13 protein-coding genes are annotated in these 16,480 nt (G+C 65.4%); 6 read left to right on the top strand and 7 right to left on the bottom strand.

All coding sequences use genetic code 11. The annotated features are described in order from the left end of the window. The first annotated feature begins 180 nt into the window (after nt 1-180). The 4 genes from U5A67_RS08665 to U5A67_RS08680 all read left to right on the top strand — a co-directional run bounded on the left by U5A67_RS08665 (nt 181) and on the right by U5A67_RS08680 (nt 5,821). Complete coding sequence (locus U5A67_RS08665; RefSeq protein ID WP_103702613.1) at nt 181-402, top strand: hypothetical protein; 222 nt, start codon at nt 181-183, stop codon at nt 400-402. Between the two features lie 177 nt (nt 403-579). After that, nucleotides 580-825: a hypothetical protein gene (locus tag U5A67_RS08670; RefSeq protein ID WP_205982995.1), complete on the top strand. Its 246-nt coding sequence runs from the start codon at nt 580-582 to the stop codon at nt 823-825. A gap of 179 nt (nt 826-1,004) precedes the next feature. Next, a complete protein-coding gene (locus U5A67_RS08675; RefSeq protein ID WP_321813738.1) occupies nt 1,005-1,988 on the top strand; it encodes an ion channel in 984 nt (327 codons plus the stop codon). Between the two features lie 197 nt (nt 1,989-2,185). Beyond that, the gene (locus U5A67_RS08680; RefSeq protein ID WP_205982997.1) at nt 2,186-5,821 is read left to right on the top strand and encodes an indolepyruvate ferredoxin oxidoreductase family protein; all 3,636 of its coding nucleotides are present in this window, start codon (nt 2,186-2,188) and stop codon (nt 5,819-5,821) included. A gap of 72 nt (nt 5,822-5,893) precedes the next feature. On the opposite strand, the gene U5A67_RS08685 is transcribed toward U5A67_RS08680, so the two are convergent. Then, on the bottom strand, nt 5,894-7,171 hold the full coding sequence (locus U5A67_RS08685) for an EAL domain-containing protein (protein ID WP_321813739.1): 1,278 nt from the start codon (nt 7,169-7,171) through the stop codon (nt 5,894-5,896). Nucleotides 7,172-7,566: 395 nt separating this feature from the next. Here U5A67_RS08685 and U5A67_RS08690 point away from each other — a divergent pair, with 395 nt between their 5' ends. Then, nucleotides 7,567-9,234, top strand: a complete 1,668-nt coding sequence (locus tag U5A67_RS08690) for a Na+/H+ antiporter (protein WP_321813740.1) — start codon at nt 7,567-7,569, stop codon at nt 9,232-9,234. An 85-nt stretch (nt 9,235-9,319) separates the two neighbouring features. On the opposite strand, the gene U5A67_RS08695 is transcribed toward U5A67_RS08690, so the two are convergent. The 6 genes from U5A67_RS08695 to U5A67_RS08720 form a co-directional block, all read right to left on the bottom strand. Continuing rightward, nucleotides 9,320-10,624 carry a solute carrier family 23 protein gene (locus U5A67_RS08695; protein ID WP_321813741.1) on the bottom strand — a complete coding sequence of 435 codons (1,305 nt, stop codon included), beginning with the start codon at nt 10,622-10,624 and terminating at the stop codon, nt 9,320-9,322. Between the two features lie 525 nt (nt 10,625-11,149). After that, nucleotides 11,150-11,803: a DUF2239 family protein gene (locus U5A67_RS08700; RefSeq protein ID WP_321813742.1), complete on the bottom strand. Its 654-nt coding sequence runs from the start codon at nt 11,801-11,803 to the stop codon at nt 11,150-11,152. An 80-nt stretch (nt 11,804-11,883) separates the two neighbouring features. Continuing rightward, the gene (locus tag U5A67_RS08705) at nt 11,884-13,389 is read right to left on the bottom strand and encodes a sensor domain-containing diguanylate cyclase (protein WP_321813743.1); all 1,506 of its coding nucleotides are present in this window, start codon (nt 13,387-13,389) and stop codon (nt 11,884-11,886) included. A gap of 319 nt (nt 13,390-13,708) precedes the next feature. Next, nucleotides 13,709-14,497, bottom strand: a complete 789-nt coding sequence (locus tag U5A67_RS08710; RefSeq protein ID WP_321813744.1) for a putative DNA-binding domain-containing protein — start codon at nt 14,495-14,497, stop codon at nt 13,709-13,711. After that, a complete protein-coding gene (locus U5A67_RS08715) occupies nt 14,494-15,339 on the bottom strand; it encodes a DUF692 domain-containing protein (RefSeq protein WP_321813745.1) in 846 nt (281 codons plus the stop codon). The genes U5A67_RS08710 and U5A67_RS08715 overlap by 4 nt, the downstream gene beginning before the upstream one ends. Before the next feature lie 12 nt (nt 15,340-15,351). Further along, nucleotides 15,352-15,600: a DUF2282 domain-containing protein gene (locus U5A67_RS08720; RefSeq protein WP_205983004.1), complete on the bottom strand. Its 249-nt coding sequence runs from the start codon at nt 15,598-15,600 to the stop codon at nt 15,352-15,354. 282 nt (nt 15,601-15,882) lie between these two features. Between U5A67_RS08720 and U5A67_RS08725 the strand changes: the two genes are divergently transcribed. Continuing rightward, nucleotides 15,883-16,191, top strand: a complete 309-nt coding sequence (locus U5A67_RS08725; protein ID WP_205983005.1) for a DUF4148 domain-containing protein — start codon at nt 15,883-15,885, stop codon at nt 16,189-16,191. Nucleotides 16,192-16,480: the final 289 nt, after the last annotated feature.

Here is a 16,480-nt window from a genome sequence, read left to right on the forward strand (position 1 = left end):
GATCAAGCAACGATCAAGCGTTGCGGAAGGCAGCGCAGGCGCGCGCCGTGCGCTGCCATCGACGAGCCAAAACCCGGCGCCGACGCGTGACACGAAAGCGTCCCGCCAGCGTCACGAGCGTGCCCCGCAGCCGCACGATCAACGTGCTAGCATGAGTTTTCCTTGCGCGAGGAGCAGGCTATGGAAGACGTCAGCTACACGAAGGGGATCTACACGGCGGTCGCCTCGGTGCGGCCGATGAACGCCGGGCAGTACCAGGGCATGGTCTCGCTGGCGCGCGACGACGGCGAGGAGCTCGAAAACGCGCTCTACGAAGTCGATGCCGCTTCCGGCACGCCGGAAGAAGCGCTGGAGGAAGCCAAGGCGCTGGCGCATCGCCTTCTCGGCGAACTGGAACTGTAAGGCGGTACGAAGCTGCCGGGCGCGCGCCGTCGCGCCACCTTTCGTTTTTTCGCAGACGCGCGCGGGGCGGCGATCCCGTCCCCCGCGCCGGTCCCGGGCCGCAGGCATCGTTCGAAGCAGGTTCCGCACGTCACCCGTGCACGCGGCAGGTCAGGCAACCACGGTCAGGAGGACATCATGACCGAGCAACTTTTCCTCTACGGCGTCTACGCCATCCACGTGCATCCGCTCGAACTGCAGGGTGCGCGCTGGGACGCCGAATATCAGATCACCCATCGCGACAGCCCCGTCCAGCCGTGGATCACCATCGGCGGCAGCACCGGTTATCCGGCCAGCGCCGAAGCCATCGACGCCGCACACCGGCAAGCCATCGCCGATATCCAGCACGGCGCGGGCATTCCGAAGCCGCGCGCGTTTCCGTGATCGTCGGCGTGGTTTGAGGTCGTGGCTCGAGGTTATGGCTCGCGGCTTTAGCGCGCCGTTTGCTGCACTTCGCTTGATGTGCCTGCGTGTGCCGGCGCCGGGCGCGTTCGTCCCTGCTTGTTTCGCTTGATCGGCATTGCTACGCTTGCGGGCAAACCGACCCCGCAGCAGGGACTGCCATGACATCCGACACGCCGCCGCACACGCGCGATCACGCCAGCGCCGCATCGACCGCCGATTCCGCCACCGCCCCCACGCCCCGCAACGCCAGCCGCCGCGGCGCGCGCAAGCTGCGCATCGGCTCGCGCGACGTGTTCGTCTACGGCATGCCCGTGCAGACCTGGCGCGACTTCTACCATTACGCGCTGACCATGCGCTGGCCCACCTTCTTCGCCTCGCTCGGCGCGCTCTTCATGGTCCTCAACGCCGCGTTCGCGGGCCTTTATCTGCTCGGCACGGCGCCCATCGCCAACCAGTATCCGCACGGTTTCGCGGGCGCGTTTTTCTTCAGCGTCGAAACCCTCGCGACGGTCGGCTATGGCGACATGCATCCGCAGACCGTCTACGCCCACCTGGTCGCGACGCTCGAAATCTTCGTCGGCATGGCGAGCATCGCGCTGGCCACCGGCCTCGTGTTCGCGCGCTTCTCGCGGCCGCGCGCGAAGATCTGGTTTGCGCGCCAGGTGGTCGTGCATCCGCTCGAAGGCCGCATGACGCTGATGGCGCGCGCGGCCAACGCGCGCCAGAACGTGATCGCCGAGGCCTACGCGAAACTGCGCCTGATCCGCATCGAAACCACCTCGGACGGTTACACCGCGCGGCGCATCTACGACCTCGATCTGGTGCGCGCGGAACATCCGCTATTCACGCTCGGCTGGAACCTGATGCACGTGATCGACGAATCGAGCCCGCTGTACGGTGCGAGCGCCGAATCGCTGGCGAAGCAGGCGGCGTCGCTGCATCTGGTGATCGAAGGCTCGGACGAATCCACCGCGCAGACCATGCAGGCGCGCCATATCTGGACCGATGCCGAAATCCGCTGGCAACACCGTTACGTCGATCTGATGAGCGATGCGGACGGCACCAGCGTGATGGACTACACGCACTTTCACGATGTCGTGGCGTTCGACGAAGCCCGGCCTTACGGACCGCGCGTGATTTGAGGCGATCCGGCGGCCTCGCCACACGTGCAGGAAAATCTCTCTCAAAAATGCGGATTCACGGGCAGACTGTCGCGCGGATGTCAGTCGCGCCCAATTAGTTAGCAAAAAATTTCCCTCATTGGCGCGAAAAAATAGAGTCTTCAACGCATCCGGCGATGTCCCGCGATGCGTCATAGAAAAATTGGAGACTCCCCCAAATGACCGCGCGCCCCGCCTTTGGCAACTCGCTTACGCAGAGCGATACGCCGCTCGATACGCCGCCCCTCGCCGACTACAAGCTCACCGACAACCTCACCGCCACGCGCGGCCGCATCTTCCTGACCGGCACGCAGGCGCTGATCCGCCTGCCGCTCATGCAGCGCGCGCTCGACCGTGCGCTCGGGCTGAACACGGCGGGCTTTATCAGCGGCTATCGCGGTTCGCCGCTCGGCATGGTCGATCAGCAGGCGTGGAAGGCGAAGAAACTGCTCGAAGCCGCCGATGTGCGCTTTCTGCCCGCCATCAACGAGGAACTGGGCGGCACGGCCGTGCTCGGCACGCAGCGCGTGGAAGCGGACCCGGAGCGCACCGTCGAAGGCGTGTTCGCGATGTGGTACGGCAAGGGCCCGGGCGTCGATCGCGCGGGCGATGCGCTCAAGCACGGCAACGCCTACGGTTCGTCGCCGCATGGCGGTGTGCTGGTGGTGGCGGGCGACGATCACGGCTGCGTGTCGTCGTCGATGCCGCATCAGAGCGACTTCGCGCTGATGGCGTGGCACATGCCGGTCGTGAACCCGTCGGATATCGCGGACATGCTCGAATTCGGCCTCTACGGCTGGGCGCTGTCGCGCTATTCGGGCGCGTGGGTGGGCTACAAGGCGATTTCGGAGACGGTGGAATCCGGCTCGACCGTCGATCTCGACGCCATCAAAACCGACTGGAGCGCCCCCGAAGGTTTCACGCCGCCCGCAGGCGGGCTGCACAACCGCTGGCCCGACCTGCCGAGTCTCGCGATCGAGCAGCGCCTCGCGGCGAAGCTCGACGCCGTGCGCCACTTCGCGCGCGCCAACAGCATCGACAAATGGATCGCGCCGAGCCCGCACGCGAACGTGGGCATCGTCACCTGCGGCAAGGCGCATCTGGATCTGATGGAAGCGCTGCGCCGCCTCGACCTCACCGTCGCCGATCTGGAAACGGCCGGCGTGCGCATCTACAAGGTGGGGCTGTCGTTTCCGCTGGAGATGTCGCGCATCGACGCTTTCGTGGCCGGTCTCGACAACGTGCTCGTGATCGAAGAAAAGGGCCCGGTGATCGAGCAGCAGATCAAGGATTATCTGTACAACCGCACGAGCGGCGCGCGTCCGGCGATTGTCGGCAAGCATGCGGAAGATGGCTCGCTGCTGCTTTCCGATCTGGGCGAACTGCGTCCTTCGCGCATCCTGCCGGTGTTCGCCGCGTGGCTCGCGAAGCACAAGCCCGCGCTCGACCGGCGCGAGCGCGTGGTCGATCTGGTCGCGCCGCAAATCCTCTCGAATGTCGCCGATGCCGTGCGCCGCACGCCCTACTTCTGCTCGGGCTGCCCGCACAATACCTCGACGAAGGTGCCGGAAGGCTCGATCGCTCAGGCCGGTATCGGCTGTCACTTCATGGCGTCGTGGATGGAGCGCGACACCATGGGCCTGATCCAGATGGGCGGCGAAGGCGTCGACTGGGCCTCGCATTCGATGTTCACGAAAACGCGCCACGTGTTCCAGAATCTCGGCGATGGCACCTATTTTCATTCAGGTATCCTTGCGATTCGCCAGGCCGTGGCCGCGAAGGCCAATATCACCTACAAGATCCTCTATAACGACGCTGTGGCGATGACTGGCGGCCAGCCGGTCGACGGCAGCATTTCCGTGCCGCAGATCGCGCGTCAGGTGGAAGCCGAAGGCGTTTCGCGCTTTGTCGTCGTGAGCGACGAGCCCGAAAAATACGACGGCCACCACGGTCTGTTCCCGAAGGGCACGACCTTCCATCACCGCAGCGAACTCGACACCGTGCAGCGCGAACTGCGCGAAACGCCGGGCGTGACCGTGCTGATCTACGACCAGACCTGCGCCGCCGAAAAGCGCCGCCGCCGCAAAAAAGGCGAATTCCCCGACCCGGACAAGCGCCTCTTCATCAATGAAGAAGTGTGCGAAGGCTGCGGCGATTGCGGCGTGCAATCGAACTGTCTTTCGGTCGAGCCGGTGGAAACCGAACTGGGCCGCAAACGTCGCATCGATCAATCGTCGTGCAACAAGGACTATTCGTGCGTGAACGGCTTTTGCCCGAGCTTCGTGACGATCGAAGGCGGCAAGCTCAAGAAGGCGGCGGGCGCGGCGTTCGATCCGCAGGCGCTGGCTGCGCGCGTCGATGCGCTGCCGCTGCCGGCCACCCATCTCGACAATGCGCCCTACGACATTCTCGTCACGGGCGTGGGCGGCACGGGCGTGGTGACGGTGGGCGCGCTCATCAGCATGGCTGCGCATCTGGAAGGCAAGAGCGCTTCGGTGCTGGATTTCATGGGCTTTGCGCAGAAAGGCGGATCGGTGCTGTCATTCGTGCGCTTCGCCGCCACCGACGCGCTGCTCAACCAGGTGCGCATCGACACCCAGCAGGCCGACCTGCTGCTCGCCTGCGATATGGTGGTGGGCGCGAGCGCCGACGCGCTGCAAACGGTGCGTCACGACCGCACCCGCATCGTCGTGAATACGCATGAAATTCCGAACGCGTCGTTCGTGCAGAACCCCGAAGCCAACCTGCACGCCGATGCACTGCTCGCGAAAATGCGTCACGCCGCAACGGCCGGTCATGCCGATGCGCAAGACCCGCTTTCGACCTGCGATGCCCAGGCGCTCGCGCAACGCTATCTGGGCGACACCATCGGCGCGAATATCGTGATGCTCGGCTTTGCGTGGCAACTGGGTCTCGTGCCGGTGTCGCTCGCGGCGCTCACGCGCGCGATCGAGTTGAACAACGTGGCCGTGCAGGCGAACCTCTTTGCGTTCTCGATTGGCCGTATGGCCGCCGCCGATCCCGCTGCGCTGGAAGCGCTCGACGTGCAACGCGCGGCCGCGGCCAACGCCACGGCGCGCAAGCTCACGCAAACGCTCGACGAGCTGGTCGCCGACCGCGAAGCGCGTCTGCTTGCGTACGGCGGCGCGGCTTACGTGAAGCGTTATCGTGCGCTGGTCGATGCGGCGCGCGGCGCGGATCGTTCGACGGAACAGGGTTTGTCGCGCGCGGTGGCATCGACGTTCTACAAACTGCTCGCGGTGAAGGACGAATACGAAGTCGCAAGACTGCATGCCGATCCGGCTTTCCGCTCGGCGCTCGAAGCGCAGTTCGAAGGTCAGGCCGGCAGCGATTTCACGGTGAAGTTCAACCTCGCGCCGCCGCTGATCGCCCGCGAAAAGCACGGCCAGCCGCCGCGCAAAATGCAGTTCGGCCAATGGCTCTGGAGCGCGCTTGCACTGCTTTCGAAGGGACGCGGCGTGCGCGGCACGTGGTTCGATCCGTTCGGCCGCACGCTTGAGCGCCGCATGGAACGCGCCCTCGCCGACGATTACGAAGCGACGCTGCGCAACGCGCTGGCGAAACTCTGCGCCGATAACGCCGACGAAATCGCGAAGCTCGCCAATCTGCATCAGCGCGTGCGCGGTTACGGTCACGTGAAGCTGGCGAATCTCGCGGCGGTCAAGCGCAGCGAGCGCGAACTCGGCGCGCGCCTGAAGCTCGACGTGAAGACCAGCGCGGTCGTGCAGCAAGCGATCGATTCGTTCAAGGGCGCGGGCGCGCTGCGCGGCATTCCGGTGGTCGTATCGAAATAAGCCTGTTTTAAAGGCACAAAATGAACGGCGCGGGCGATTCACACCCGCGCCGTTTTTTATTCATGCGCGTTCTCAGGCGAGCAATTCCGCCAGCCAGTCCACATCGCCGCACAGCACGCACAGACGGTCGCCCACCTGCACGGCCATCGAAAGCGTGACGCACGGCAAGGCCTCGTTGATCGACAGGTACGGCGAGGTCACATGCACGCGTCCGGGCGCGACCAGCGCCGCGCGGAAATACGGCCGGCGCAGCCAGTTCGCGCCCTGCGCGTCGTCGAGCGGCAGGAAGCGCGCGTCGTGTTCCGCACGGTCCACGCGCAGCACGACATTGCGGCCCGCCTGACGCCCGTTCGCATCGAGCAGGAAACAGCGCGCCGCGTGATCGAGCGCGAGAAAATTCCAGCACACCTCTTCGAGCGGCTCGCCCGCGCCCAGCCGTTCCGCCGCGCGTTCGAACGCGCGCAGATACGGTGCGAGCCGGGTGGCGGTGCCGCGCTCGCGCGTCTCGGTTTGCTGACGGAAACGATCGGTCGCTTCCGCGATCACGGTCTGCGCGTGCGAGGAATCGGTGAGGCCAGGCGCGGGCCGCGCGAAGAAAAAGCCCTGCACGAAATCGGCATTGCAGGACAGCGCAAGCTGCGCTTCCTGCTCCGTTTCCACGCCTTCGATCAGCACGAGCTTGCCCGCCTCGTGCAGCAGCGCGACCAGCGCGGGCAGCGTCGCGGCCATATCGGCGCGATGCGCGGCGTGCATCAGCATGATGCGGTCGAGTTTGACGATGTCGGGATTCAGTTGCCAGACGCGGCCAATATCCACATGCCCCGCGCCGAAGTCGTCGAGCGCGATCAGGAAGCCGCGCTCGCGGAAGGCGTGCACGGCATGCGCGAGCGCGTCGAGGTCGGTGGCCTCGGCTTCCAGCACTTCGAGCACGACGCGGCGCGGCGCAATACCCAGCCGCTTGAGATTGGCGAGCAGCGCGGCCGCGTGATACGGCTCGGTCAACGTGCCCGGATGCACGTTGAGAAAGAGCCACTCGCGCTCGGCGCCGAGCAATGCGAAGTTCTCCAGATGCAGCCCCTGCGCGAGCCGGTCGACCTGCAGCACATCGCCCACGCGCGCGGCCTCGCCGAATACGTCGATGGGCGAAATCGGCCGGTCGAGCGGATCGTGCGCGCGCAGAAGTCCTTCGTAGCCGATCGCGCGCATATGCGAGAGGCTGAAAACCGGCTGGAACACGCTCGTGAGCGTGAGTTCGCCATGTTGCGCGCTGTAGCGCTGCAGCCCCGAGGTGACGCTCAGATCGAACCCGTGCGGCGCGAGCGCCGTCTTTTCCTGTTGCTCTGTGATCATGCCTTCCTCTTCGCGCAAGTTGATCGCCGCGGCTTGCTGCCGCGACCGATGCGTTGCGCCACGCAGGGCGATAAAGCAAAGTCCGTGCACGCCTGCATCCGGACCCGCCGCGCATCGTTCCCTGCACCGCCAATCGCGCCTGTGCGCGGCCAACGGGCATGCAACACATCAAACCGCACCAAAATCGTGCATCCACACTCGATGAAAAACCCGACTGCGCGCTTCGCGGCGACCTGCGCCGCCCTCGGGCTAAACTACTTGTAAGCTCGCCGCCGCCTGCCGCAAGAGATTTCGCTGCCGCAGAGTGCGCTCACCCACGCCCCCGCATAAAGGGACACGCCCCACGCGCTTTTCGCGCCTGAGCGTTCGTCCTCGCCGCACCTTTTGTCTGATCGATGGAAACCCTCTTCACCGTTCTCATTCTGCTCCTTGCCGTCGCCCTTTCGGGCGTCATCGTGCGACTTCTGCCGATCAAGCTGCCGTTGCCGCTTTTGCAGATCGGCATCGGCGCCTTGCTGACGTTTCCGCGCGTGAATCCGCACGTCACCTTCGACCCGGATATCTTCATGGCGCTGTTCATTCCGCCGCTGCTGTTCGCGGATGGCTGGCGCATTCCCAAGCGCGAATTCTTCATGCAGCGCCGCGCGATCCTGATGCTCGCGCTCGGCCTCGTGCTGCTGACCGTGGTGGCGGTCGGCTATTTCGTGCACTGGCTGGTGCCGCAGATTTCGCTGCCCGTCGCGTTCGCGCTCGCGGCCGTGCTCTCGCCGACCGACGCCGTCGCGCTTTCGGCCATCGCGGGCAAGGACCGGATTCCCGCGCAACTCATGCACATTCTCGAAGGCGAAGCGCTGATGAACGATGCGTCAGGCCTCGTTGCGCTGAAGTTCGCGGTGGCGGCGGCGCTCACCGGCTATTTCTCGCTGCGCGAAGCGACGCTGAGCTTCTTCGTGATCGCAGCGGGCGGCCTCGCGGTGGGCGCGATCATCGGCTGGGGATTCAGTTTTGTGTCGGAGCGCTTTCTCAACATCACGTCCGATGGCGATCCCGCGCCCGGCGTCGTGATGACGCTGCTGATTCCGTTCGCGGCCTATCTGTTCGCCGAGCATCTGGAAGTCTCGGGCGTGCTGGCCGCCGTCGCGGCGGGGATGATGATGAACTACACGAGCGCGGCGCACATGGGGCCGGTGTCGGCGCGCGTGCGGGCGGCGAGTACGTGGTCGATGATCGAATTCGTCTTCAACGGCATGGTGTTCACGCTGCTCGGCCTGCAATTCCCGGGCATTCTCGGCAAGGCGCTGCTGGAAGCGCATCACACCAGCAATCTGCAGATGCTGCGCCTGCTGATGTATATCGCCGCCGTGCTGGCCGCGCTCTACGCCATGCGCTTCGGCTGGGTCTGGCTGCTGCGCTGGGTGGCGAGCCGCGGCGCGGCGCGTCATGGCGTGTCGAATGCGGTGCCGGGCCTGCGCACCGTGGCGATCACCACGGTTGCGGGCGTGCGCGGCGCGGTGACGCTCGCGGGCGTGCTCTCGCTGCCGGTCGCGCTCGATAACGGCCTGCCGCTGCCGGGCCGCGACAGCGCGATCTTTATCGCCACGGGGGTGATTCTCGCTTCGCTGCTGGTGGCGATCGTCGGGCTGCCGTTGCTGCTGCGCGGCGTGCGGCGCGGCGGCGAATCGAAGCATGCCGCCGAGGAGCGTCTCGCGCGCGTCCAGGCCGCGCAGGCGGCGATTCGCGCGGTCGACGCGCATATGGAGAAGGCCACCGAGGATATGGACGAATCGGAATTGGCCCATGCCGCCGATACCACGGCGCGCGTGCTGGACACCTATCGCCGACGCCTCGCCACGCTCGACGCCGATCACGACCGCAGCAAGAACGCGCGTCAGGCGGAACAGCTCGAAGTGCAGATGCGGCTTGCGGCGATGCGCGCCGAACGCGCGGCGCTGCTCGAACTGCGCAACACGAATACGATCAACGACGAAACGCTCGGCAAGCTGATGCGCGAAGTCGATCTCACCGAAACGGCGATGATGAATCGCGGGCGCAGTCGAGGCTAGGATCGCGCTCGCTGCGGCCATAAAAAAACGCGACGCCTTTCGAAAGAAGGCGTCGCGTTTTGCATTTCACCGCGTATTTTAAGGCTTAAACCGCCGCTTCCTGCGCGGGCTTTCTGCGCAGCAGCGCGTACAGCACGATCGCGCCGAACGTAGCAGTGCCGATGCCGCCGAGCCCGAAGTTGCCGAGCTTCAGCGAAAAATCGCCCGCGCCCAGCACGAGCGTCACGGCCGCAACGATCAGATTGCGGTTGTCCGAGAAGTCCACCTTGTTGACCACCCAGATGCGCGCGCCCGTCACCGCGATCAGACCGAACACGACGATCGACACGCCGCCGAGCACCGGGCCCGGAATCGTCTGGATCACCGCGCCGAACTTCGGCGAGAAACCCAGCACCAGCGCGATCAGCGCGGCAATGGCGAACACCAGCGTCGAATAGATCTTGGTGACGGCCATCACGCCGATGTTTTCCGCGTAGGTCGTCACGCCCGTGCCGCCCGCGAAACCCGAAACGATGGTCGCGAGACCGTCGCCGATAAACGCGCGGCCCACATAGCGATCGAGGTTATGACCGGTCATCGCCGAAACGGCCTTGATGTGGCCGAGATTTTCCGCCACCAGAATCACGGCGATGGGAATCAGCAGCGTCAGCGCGTGCGGCTCGAACACCGGCGCGCTGAACTTCGGCATGCCGAACCAGGCGGCGTTGGCGACGATCGAAAAGTCGATCGGCTTGCCCAGACCCATGCCGTTGGTCACGATCGCGTAGATCACGTAAGCGATCAGCAGGCCGACCAGAATCAGCAGGCGCTGCAGCATGCCGCGCGTGAACACCGCCACCGCGCCCACGCAGAGCACGGTGACGAGCGCCATCCACGAATCGAACTGCGTTGCGCTCACGCCCTTCACGGCGATCGGCGCGAGATTCAGGCCGATCACGCAGACGATCGCGCCGGTCACGACCGGCGGCATCAGCGTTTCGATCCACTTCGTCCCGATCACCGACACCAGCACGCCGATCAGCGCATAGACCACGCCGCACGCGATGATGCCGCCGAGCGCCACGGGAATATTCGTGTTCGGGCCATGACCGCCGTAGCCCGTGACCGCGATCACGAGGCCGATGAAGGCGAAGCTCGAGCCGAGATAGCTCGGCACGCGCCCGCCGACGATCACGAAGAACAGCAGCGTGCCGATCCCCGACATGAAAATGCAGAGATTCGGATCGAAGCCCATGAGCAGCGGCGCGAGCACCGTCGAGCCGAACATGGCGACGACGTGCTGCACGCCCATCGCGAACATCTGCGGCCAGGCGAGACGTTCATCGGGCGCGACGACGGTTTTTGCGGCGCCGGTTTGCGCGCGCCAGCGGGGAAACCAGGAATCGGACATTAGGGCTCCTCTTTGTGTGCTTGTGTGCCGTTGTGACCGCAACCGGCGCTTGCGCGAACTCGAACGCCGCATCGTCGATGCGGTGTCGGCGGCGGTGTCGGCGGTTTGCCGGCGTGGTCGGGTGCTATTTATTGGGACGGGGATCGGGGCGAGGGCTGCATGCGTCGATACGGCGAGCCCCACGCCTGCCCGTCAGAGAAATCACGCGCGAGTGTACGGAGCCGCAATCCACGTGGCAAGGCAAGTCTTCCTGCATGTGGGCAGGACGAAACAGCAATGGCGCATCGAGACTTCGGGCGTGCATTCGGACAGCCCGCCAGAAAATTCGGACAAGTCTTATATCGATGGCCGGGGGCCGCACGTAGACTCAATCTACTGCGTGACCCCATGACTGTTCATGCAGAGGTTGTAAGTTGTAAACTCTCCGACTTCCCGCTCATGCCTCCCCGGCCTGAGCGGCTTTTTTTTGCCCGGACGTTTTTGCCTGAACCTCGCTTTTGCTTGAACCTCTTTAAGCGGACTTTTTCAGGCGAAAGCGCCTTGCGCCAGTTCCCGCACGTAATCGCGCACGCCTTCGGGCCAGTCCACGCTCCACGCCTCGAAACGCGCGCGCTCGCCGGCATAGAGCGCACGCAGCGCCTCTTCGTAACCCGGCAGATTGCCCGCCAGCGCCGTCATGAAACGATGCACGGCTTCGCGCGATGTGCGCACGCGATCCTTTGCCTCGCTCGCGTGACGCGCGTTTTCCACCAGCTTGCGCAGCACCACCGACGCCCCGCCCGGCTGCGCCGCCAGCCAGTCCCAATGACGCGGCAGGAGCGTGACCTCGCGCGCCACCACGCCAAGCTTCGGACGACCACGGCCGCGCGGCGTGTCTTCGCCGATGTCGTCCTGCGGCGCGTCTTCGCTTGCTGATTGCGTTTGCGCCTGCCACGCGGCATCGGCGGAAAGACGCGCGGCGACATCGGCGGGACGGCCGCGCAGATCGAATTCCACCTGCGTGGCGTCGCGGTCGTCGAAGATCAGCACGGAGGCCGCTTCGCCTTGATCCAGCGCCGCCTTCACGGCCAGCGCCACGTCGAGCGGCGCGCCGCGCGCAATCAGGCGCGTGCCTGCAAATGCCGTCACGCCTGCGGCGTGGGGCGCGGGTTTCTCATGAGTCGTGTGTGTCGCTGTCATCGTGATCACCTTGCTGTGTCGATGCAGCGAATATTACCCGGGTAAATTTATCGGCGCAATATTATCCGGGTAAAATTTTGTCAAAGATCGGGGCCGGCGCCGTGCGGCTCGCCGGCCAGGCTCGGTTGCCAGACGGCAACGCGGTTGCGGCCCGCGCGTTTAGCCGTGTAGAGCGCGGCATCGGCGGCTTCGATCAGCGTGCGCCAGGATTCGAAGCTGCCCGCCGACGTGCTCGCCACACCCACGCTGGCCGTGAGCACGTTGTTCGGGCTGTCGGCGTGCGGAATGTCGAGCGTCTCGATGGCGGAGCGCAGCTTTTCGGCGTGCGCGAGCGCCTGGGCCGCGTTGGTGTCGGGCAGCAGCAGCACGAACTCCTCGCCGCCATAACGCGCCGCGCAGTCGCCCGGACGCCGCGCGTGCGCGCCGATCGAGCGCGCCACGGCCGCCAGCGCGCGGTCGCCCGCCGCGTGGCCGTAGCGGTCGTTGAAGAGCTTGAAGCGATCGACGTCGAGCATCATCACCGCGAGCGGCTGGCCCGAGCGGCGCGCGCGCAGCCATTCGTGATCCGCGCGCGTTTCGAAGGCGCGGCGATTGGCGAGCGCCGTGAGCGCATCGGTGCCCGCGAGCGCGCGCAACTCCTCTTCGAGCAGCTCGCGACGGCGCAACTGCCGCGAAAGCAGCACCGCCAGCGCGACCAGCGAAGCGTCGAGCAGCACCGTCAGCGAGCCGATAATCCACGCGCGCGCACGCCATTCGGTGTAGATATCGCCCGCGGCCACCGCCACGCTGAACACGAGCGGATAACCGTCCACGCGGCGAAACGCGAACCAGCGCCGCACGCCGTCCACCGGCCCGTTGCCGAAAAAGCCGCCCTCCTGCGCGCGCCCGATGCGCTGAAACAGCGCCGATTCGGCGAGATTCTTGCCGATCATCCCGGCCGCGTACGGACGGCGCATGAGCAGCGTGCCGTCGGCGAGCGTGAGCGCGACCGTGCCATGCGCACCGATTTCGACGCCACTCATCAGGCGCCGGAAATAGTCGAGCTTCATCGTGCCCACCACCACGCCCGCGAACGAGCCATCGGGCTTTTCGAGGCGGCGGCTCAGGCCGATGGCGGCGTTCTCCGGGCCGTCGCGCGCGATCATCGGCTGGCTGATATAGAGGCCCGTCTGGCGCGAATCGCGCTGGGCGATGAAGTAATCGCGATCGGCGATATTGACGTCGCGCGGCGACGTCGAACGCGAATCGAAGATCACATCGCCGGCCGCATTGGCGACCAGAATCGCGCCGAGATTGCGCGCCGTCGCCGAGCGGTCGAACAGTACGTTCTGGCGGATATCGTCGGGGAGTCCGGCCAGACGCGGATCGTCGATGGCGTCGATCACGGCCTGCAGCGACATCGCGTAGACATCGAAATTGCGCTGCGTGTCGCGCTCGAACAGCAGCGCCATGTTGAAGGCCGCGGCGCGCGCGCTCGCCAGCGCGTCCTCGCGCATCTGCGCCATGACCCAGCCGGCCACCGCGGTGAGCACGGCAGCCAGCACGATGCTGATGGCGATCATGACGTACGGTCGGCGGGTCATCATGGCGTGGGGACTCGCGGGTGCCCGGGCGAACAACGGGCAAGGAACAGCCGTATCGGCGAACACACAAAAAAGCCGCGCGCGTCGATGCGCGGCGCGCGCGACGTGCCGGTTTGCAATCGAGTGTACATCCTGAAAACGGCCCGCGCGCGCCGTTTATGTGGCGTGCTTCACAGTGTAGACAAGTGAGTTTTCAGCCTTGATTTCATAGGCAATCGACAGAAGAATGCCGGGTTTGCATCACATGCTATTTTGATTCGGAATCCTGCTTTTTTGTGCGTTGTTGCGAGGCGGAATTCTTCTGCGTTATGTGCGCTAACCGCTAGTCGGCGTCGTGCAGTCCCGTGATCGCACTCGCTTCGATCCACGTGCGCCACTGGCTGGCGAAATCGAAATGTTCGTCGATGGCGAAGGCGCGTTCGAGCGCTTCGTCGAGCGTCGCGCCGCCTTGCAGGGCGACGAAAGCCGCGTGCGCGGCCTGCGTGTGCGCGAGCGCAGCGGGACGCCATTGCGGACGCACGATGAGCGTCCAGCAAGGTGTATCGACGCGCTCGGGCCACCGTTGTTGCGCCGGATCGTTTTGCCGATGCGCGCGCCAGATCCCGAACGCCGCGAAGCGCGATTCGAGCGCAACGCAGGCCGGATGCACCGCAAGCCGCGACGCCATCAACCGCTCCACGCCGATTGCCTGCCACTGCGCTGCGGCAATTGACGTGCAATTCGCCGCGAACGCCGCAACGTGCAGCGCCCATTCGAGACGCGCGACATCGCCGAAATACGCGTAACGTGCGTCGGTTTCATAACCTTCGATAAAAGCGGGCAAGTTCGCGCCGAAGCGGTTCAGATCGGCATCGCGCGAAGGATGGGCGCGTGCGTACGCGAGTGCGAGCGCGTCGAAGTACGCGTCGCCGGTGAGCTGGGCGAGCACGGGAAACGCGCTGGCCAGCGCCGCGCGCCGGGCCGCGCGCACGTTGCCGCGATATAAACCAACGACCTCGATGCCATCGCCCGCGTCCGCTTTCTGCAGATGCGCGGCGAGCGCGGCATCGGCGGCGGGATCGTCGATGGCATCGGCAAACGCCGACTGCAACGCTGCGAGCGATGGCTTCATGCGTGCGCACTCATGCGTTCCTGCGCCTGCCGCGCTTCATCGAGCAGCACGGCCAGCGGCGGCACATGCGTGTCCCATTCGATCAGCGTGGGCACCGCGCCAAAGCGCTGCAACGCGGCCTCGTAAAGCGACCAGACCTCGGGCGCGACGCGCGAACCGTGATCGTCGATCACGGCCGCTTCGCTCACGCGATGGCCCGCAAGATGCAGTTCGCCGACGATGTCGCACGGCAGCGCGTGCATCGCGGCGAGCGCGTCCTCGCCGTGATTGCGCTGATTCACGTAGAGATTGTTCACGTCGAGCAGCACGCCGCAACCGGTACGCCGCGCGAGTTCCGCGAGAAACGTGGCTTCGCTGTAGTCGTCGTCGCGAAAACGCACGTAGGTGGAGACGTTTTCGATCAGCACGCGGCGGCGCAGCGTGTCCTGCATGTGCGTCACGCGCGCGCTCAGGTGATCGAGCGACGCCTGCGTGAGCGGCATGGGCAACAGATCGTGCAGCGCGGCATGCGGCGTTGCGCCCCAGCAGAGATGCTCGGAGACGAGCGCGGGTTCGATGCGCGCGACCAGTCGTGCGAGCCGCGCGAGATGCGATGCGTCCAGCGGCGCCGCCGAGCCGAGGCCCAGCCCGACGCCATGCAGACTCACCGGCAGATCGCGGCGTACCGTTTCGAGCACGTGCAGATCGTAGCCGCCATCGCCGAAGTAGTTTTCGCTATGCACCTCGACCCAGCCGACGGGCGGCGGCACCTGCATGAAGGCATCGTAGTGCGCGTGACGCAAGCCGATGCCGACGCCCTGCGCGGGCCGCGACGGATGGGCGGGCGTGAGCATCGTGGTCATGCGCGTGCGGATTTACTGCTCAGGCGTGCCGCCGAGCTTTTCGCAGGTGCCCTTGGGCATCGTCTTGAAGTCGCCCTTGTCGTGATCGACCTTGGCCTGACCCGCGCAATCGTGCACGCCGGTCTTGCTCGAACAGTCGTTCTGACCGGCCTTGGCGACGCCGTAGCAATTGACCTTGTCGTCGGCGTGCGCGACGCCTGCCGTTGCCAGACCCGCCAGCGCGGCGGCGATCACAGCCTGACGGCCGAGCGCGTTTTTCATGGGAAATCTCCTGGAAGTTGCGGATGGCGCGCGCGCTGACGCATGCGCGCTGCGTGCGCCCTATTTTGCCTCAGCGATCAATCCGCGACGCAAACGGACGGGCGTGGATTGCGCGCCTAGGCGATCCGGCACTGAATCGGCGTGCGAATTATCTCGGTTTTCGCAATGATGTTTGCCGCATCCCGATATTTATCTTTGAAGTGCACCGCAATAAAGTCACATCAACGGATCGAGCAAGCAGATTGTTACGATCCGAAAGATAATTTTTGGAGGTTGTAGATCATGAAGTCCCTTATTGCCGCAGCGCTCGCCGCTACCGTTCTGGCCGCCCCGGCCGTGTCGTTTGCTCAAGCCAGCCAGCAGCCGCTGACCCGCGCTCAAGTTCGCGCCGAACTCGTGCAACTCGAAAAGGCCGGCTATCGCCCGGGTCTGTCGAGCCCGTACTACCCGGAAGACCTGCAAGCCGCGCAAGCGCGCGTCGCGCAACAGAACGCCACGGCTGAAGCCACGGCCTACGGCGCATCGACCAATGGTTCGACGCAAGCCGGCAGCCGCACGGCAAACATCAAGCCGGTTTATTTCGGCCAGTAAGTTGTTGAAGATGCCCGGTCGAACGCAGCTCGCTGCGTGACCTACGCCAGGCAGGCCCGCTCTGCAGGAACTTAAGAGCGGGCCTGTCAGTCTTTGTGCAGACACGTTAGTTATCGTTGCCTTGCGCCGCGCTGGAATCCGTCCTCGCGCGCAGGGCACGCCCCAGGAAACCTCCGCCGCCGGATATCCGGCGGCTTGCCCGGGCACTCGTTGCCCGGGCCTTTTTCCTCTTTTGTGGGCGCTGCACGTCTTGTTCTATTGGTTCGCGCTTCGTTGGCGTCGGTGCGCG

The organism is Paraburkholderia sp. J69-1 (assembly GCF_905220255.1).
Taxonomy (GTDB): Bacteria; Pseudomonadota; Gammaproteobacteria; order Burkholderiales; family Burkholderiaceae; genus Paraburkholderia.

Excerpts from the sequence above, each read along its gene's own strand:
- U5A67_RS08685 (WP_321813739.1), bottom strand. The coding sequence starts at position 7,171 with ATGATCACAGAGCAACAGGAAAAGACGGCGCTCGCGCCGCACGGGTTC.
- U5A67_RS08690 (WP_321813740.1), top strand. The coding sequence starts at position 7,567 with ATGGAAACCCTCTTCACCGTTCTCATTCTGCTCCTTGCCGTCGCCCTT.
- U5A67_RS08700 (WP_321813742.1), bottom strand. The coding sequence starts at position 11,803 with ATGACAGCGACACACACGACTCATGAGAAACCCGCGCCCCACGCCGCA.
- U5A67_RS08725 (WP_205983005.1), top strand. The coding sequence starts at position 15,883 with ATGAAGTCCCTTATTGCCGCAGCGCTCGCCGCTACCGTTCTGGCCGCC.
- U5A67_RS08695 (WP_321813741.1), bottom strand. The coding sequence starts at position 10,624 with ATGTCCGATTCCTGGTTTCCCCGCTGGCGCGCGCAAACCGGCGCCGCA.
- U5A67_RS08710 (WP_321813744.1), bottom strand. The coding sequence starts at position 14,497 with ATGAAGCCATCGCTCGCAGCGTTGCAGTCGGCGTTTGCCGATGCCATC.
- U5A67_RS08680 (WP_205982997.1), top strand. The coding sequence starts at position 2,186 with ATGACCGCGCGCCCCGCCTTTGGCAACTCGCTTACGCAGAGCGATACG.
- U5A67_RS08720 (WP_205983004.1), bottom strand. The coding sequence starts at position 15,600 with ATGAAAAACGCGCTCGGCCGTCAGGCTGTGATCGCCGCCGCGCTGGCG.
- U5A67_RS08705 (WP_321813743.1), bottom strand. The coding sequence starts at position 13,389 with ATGATGACCCGCCGACCGTACGTCATGATCGCCATCAGCATCGTGCTG.
- U5A67_RS08715 (WP_321813745.1), bottom strand. The coding sequence starts at position 15,339 with ATGACCACGATGCTCACGCCCGCCCATCCGTCGCGGCCCGCGCAGGGC.
- U5A67_RS08670 (WP_205982995.1), top strand. The coding sequence starts at position 580 with ATGACCGAGCAACTTTTCCTCTACGGCGTCTACGCCATCCACGTGCAT.
- U5A67_RS08665 (WP_103702613.1), top strand. The coding sequence starts at position 181 with ATGGAAGACGTCAGCTACACGAAGGGGATCTACACGGCGGTCGCCTCG.
- U5A67_RS08675 (WP_321813738.1), top strand. The coding sequence starts at position 1,005 with ATGACATCCGACACGCCGCCGCACACGCGCGATCACGCCAGCGCCGCA.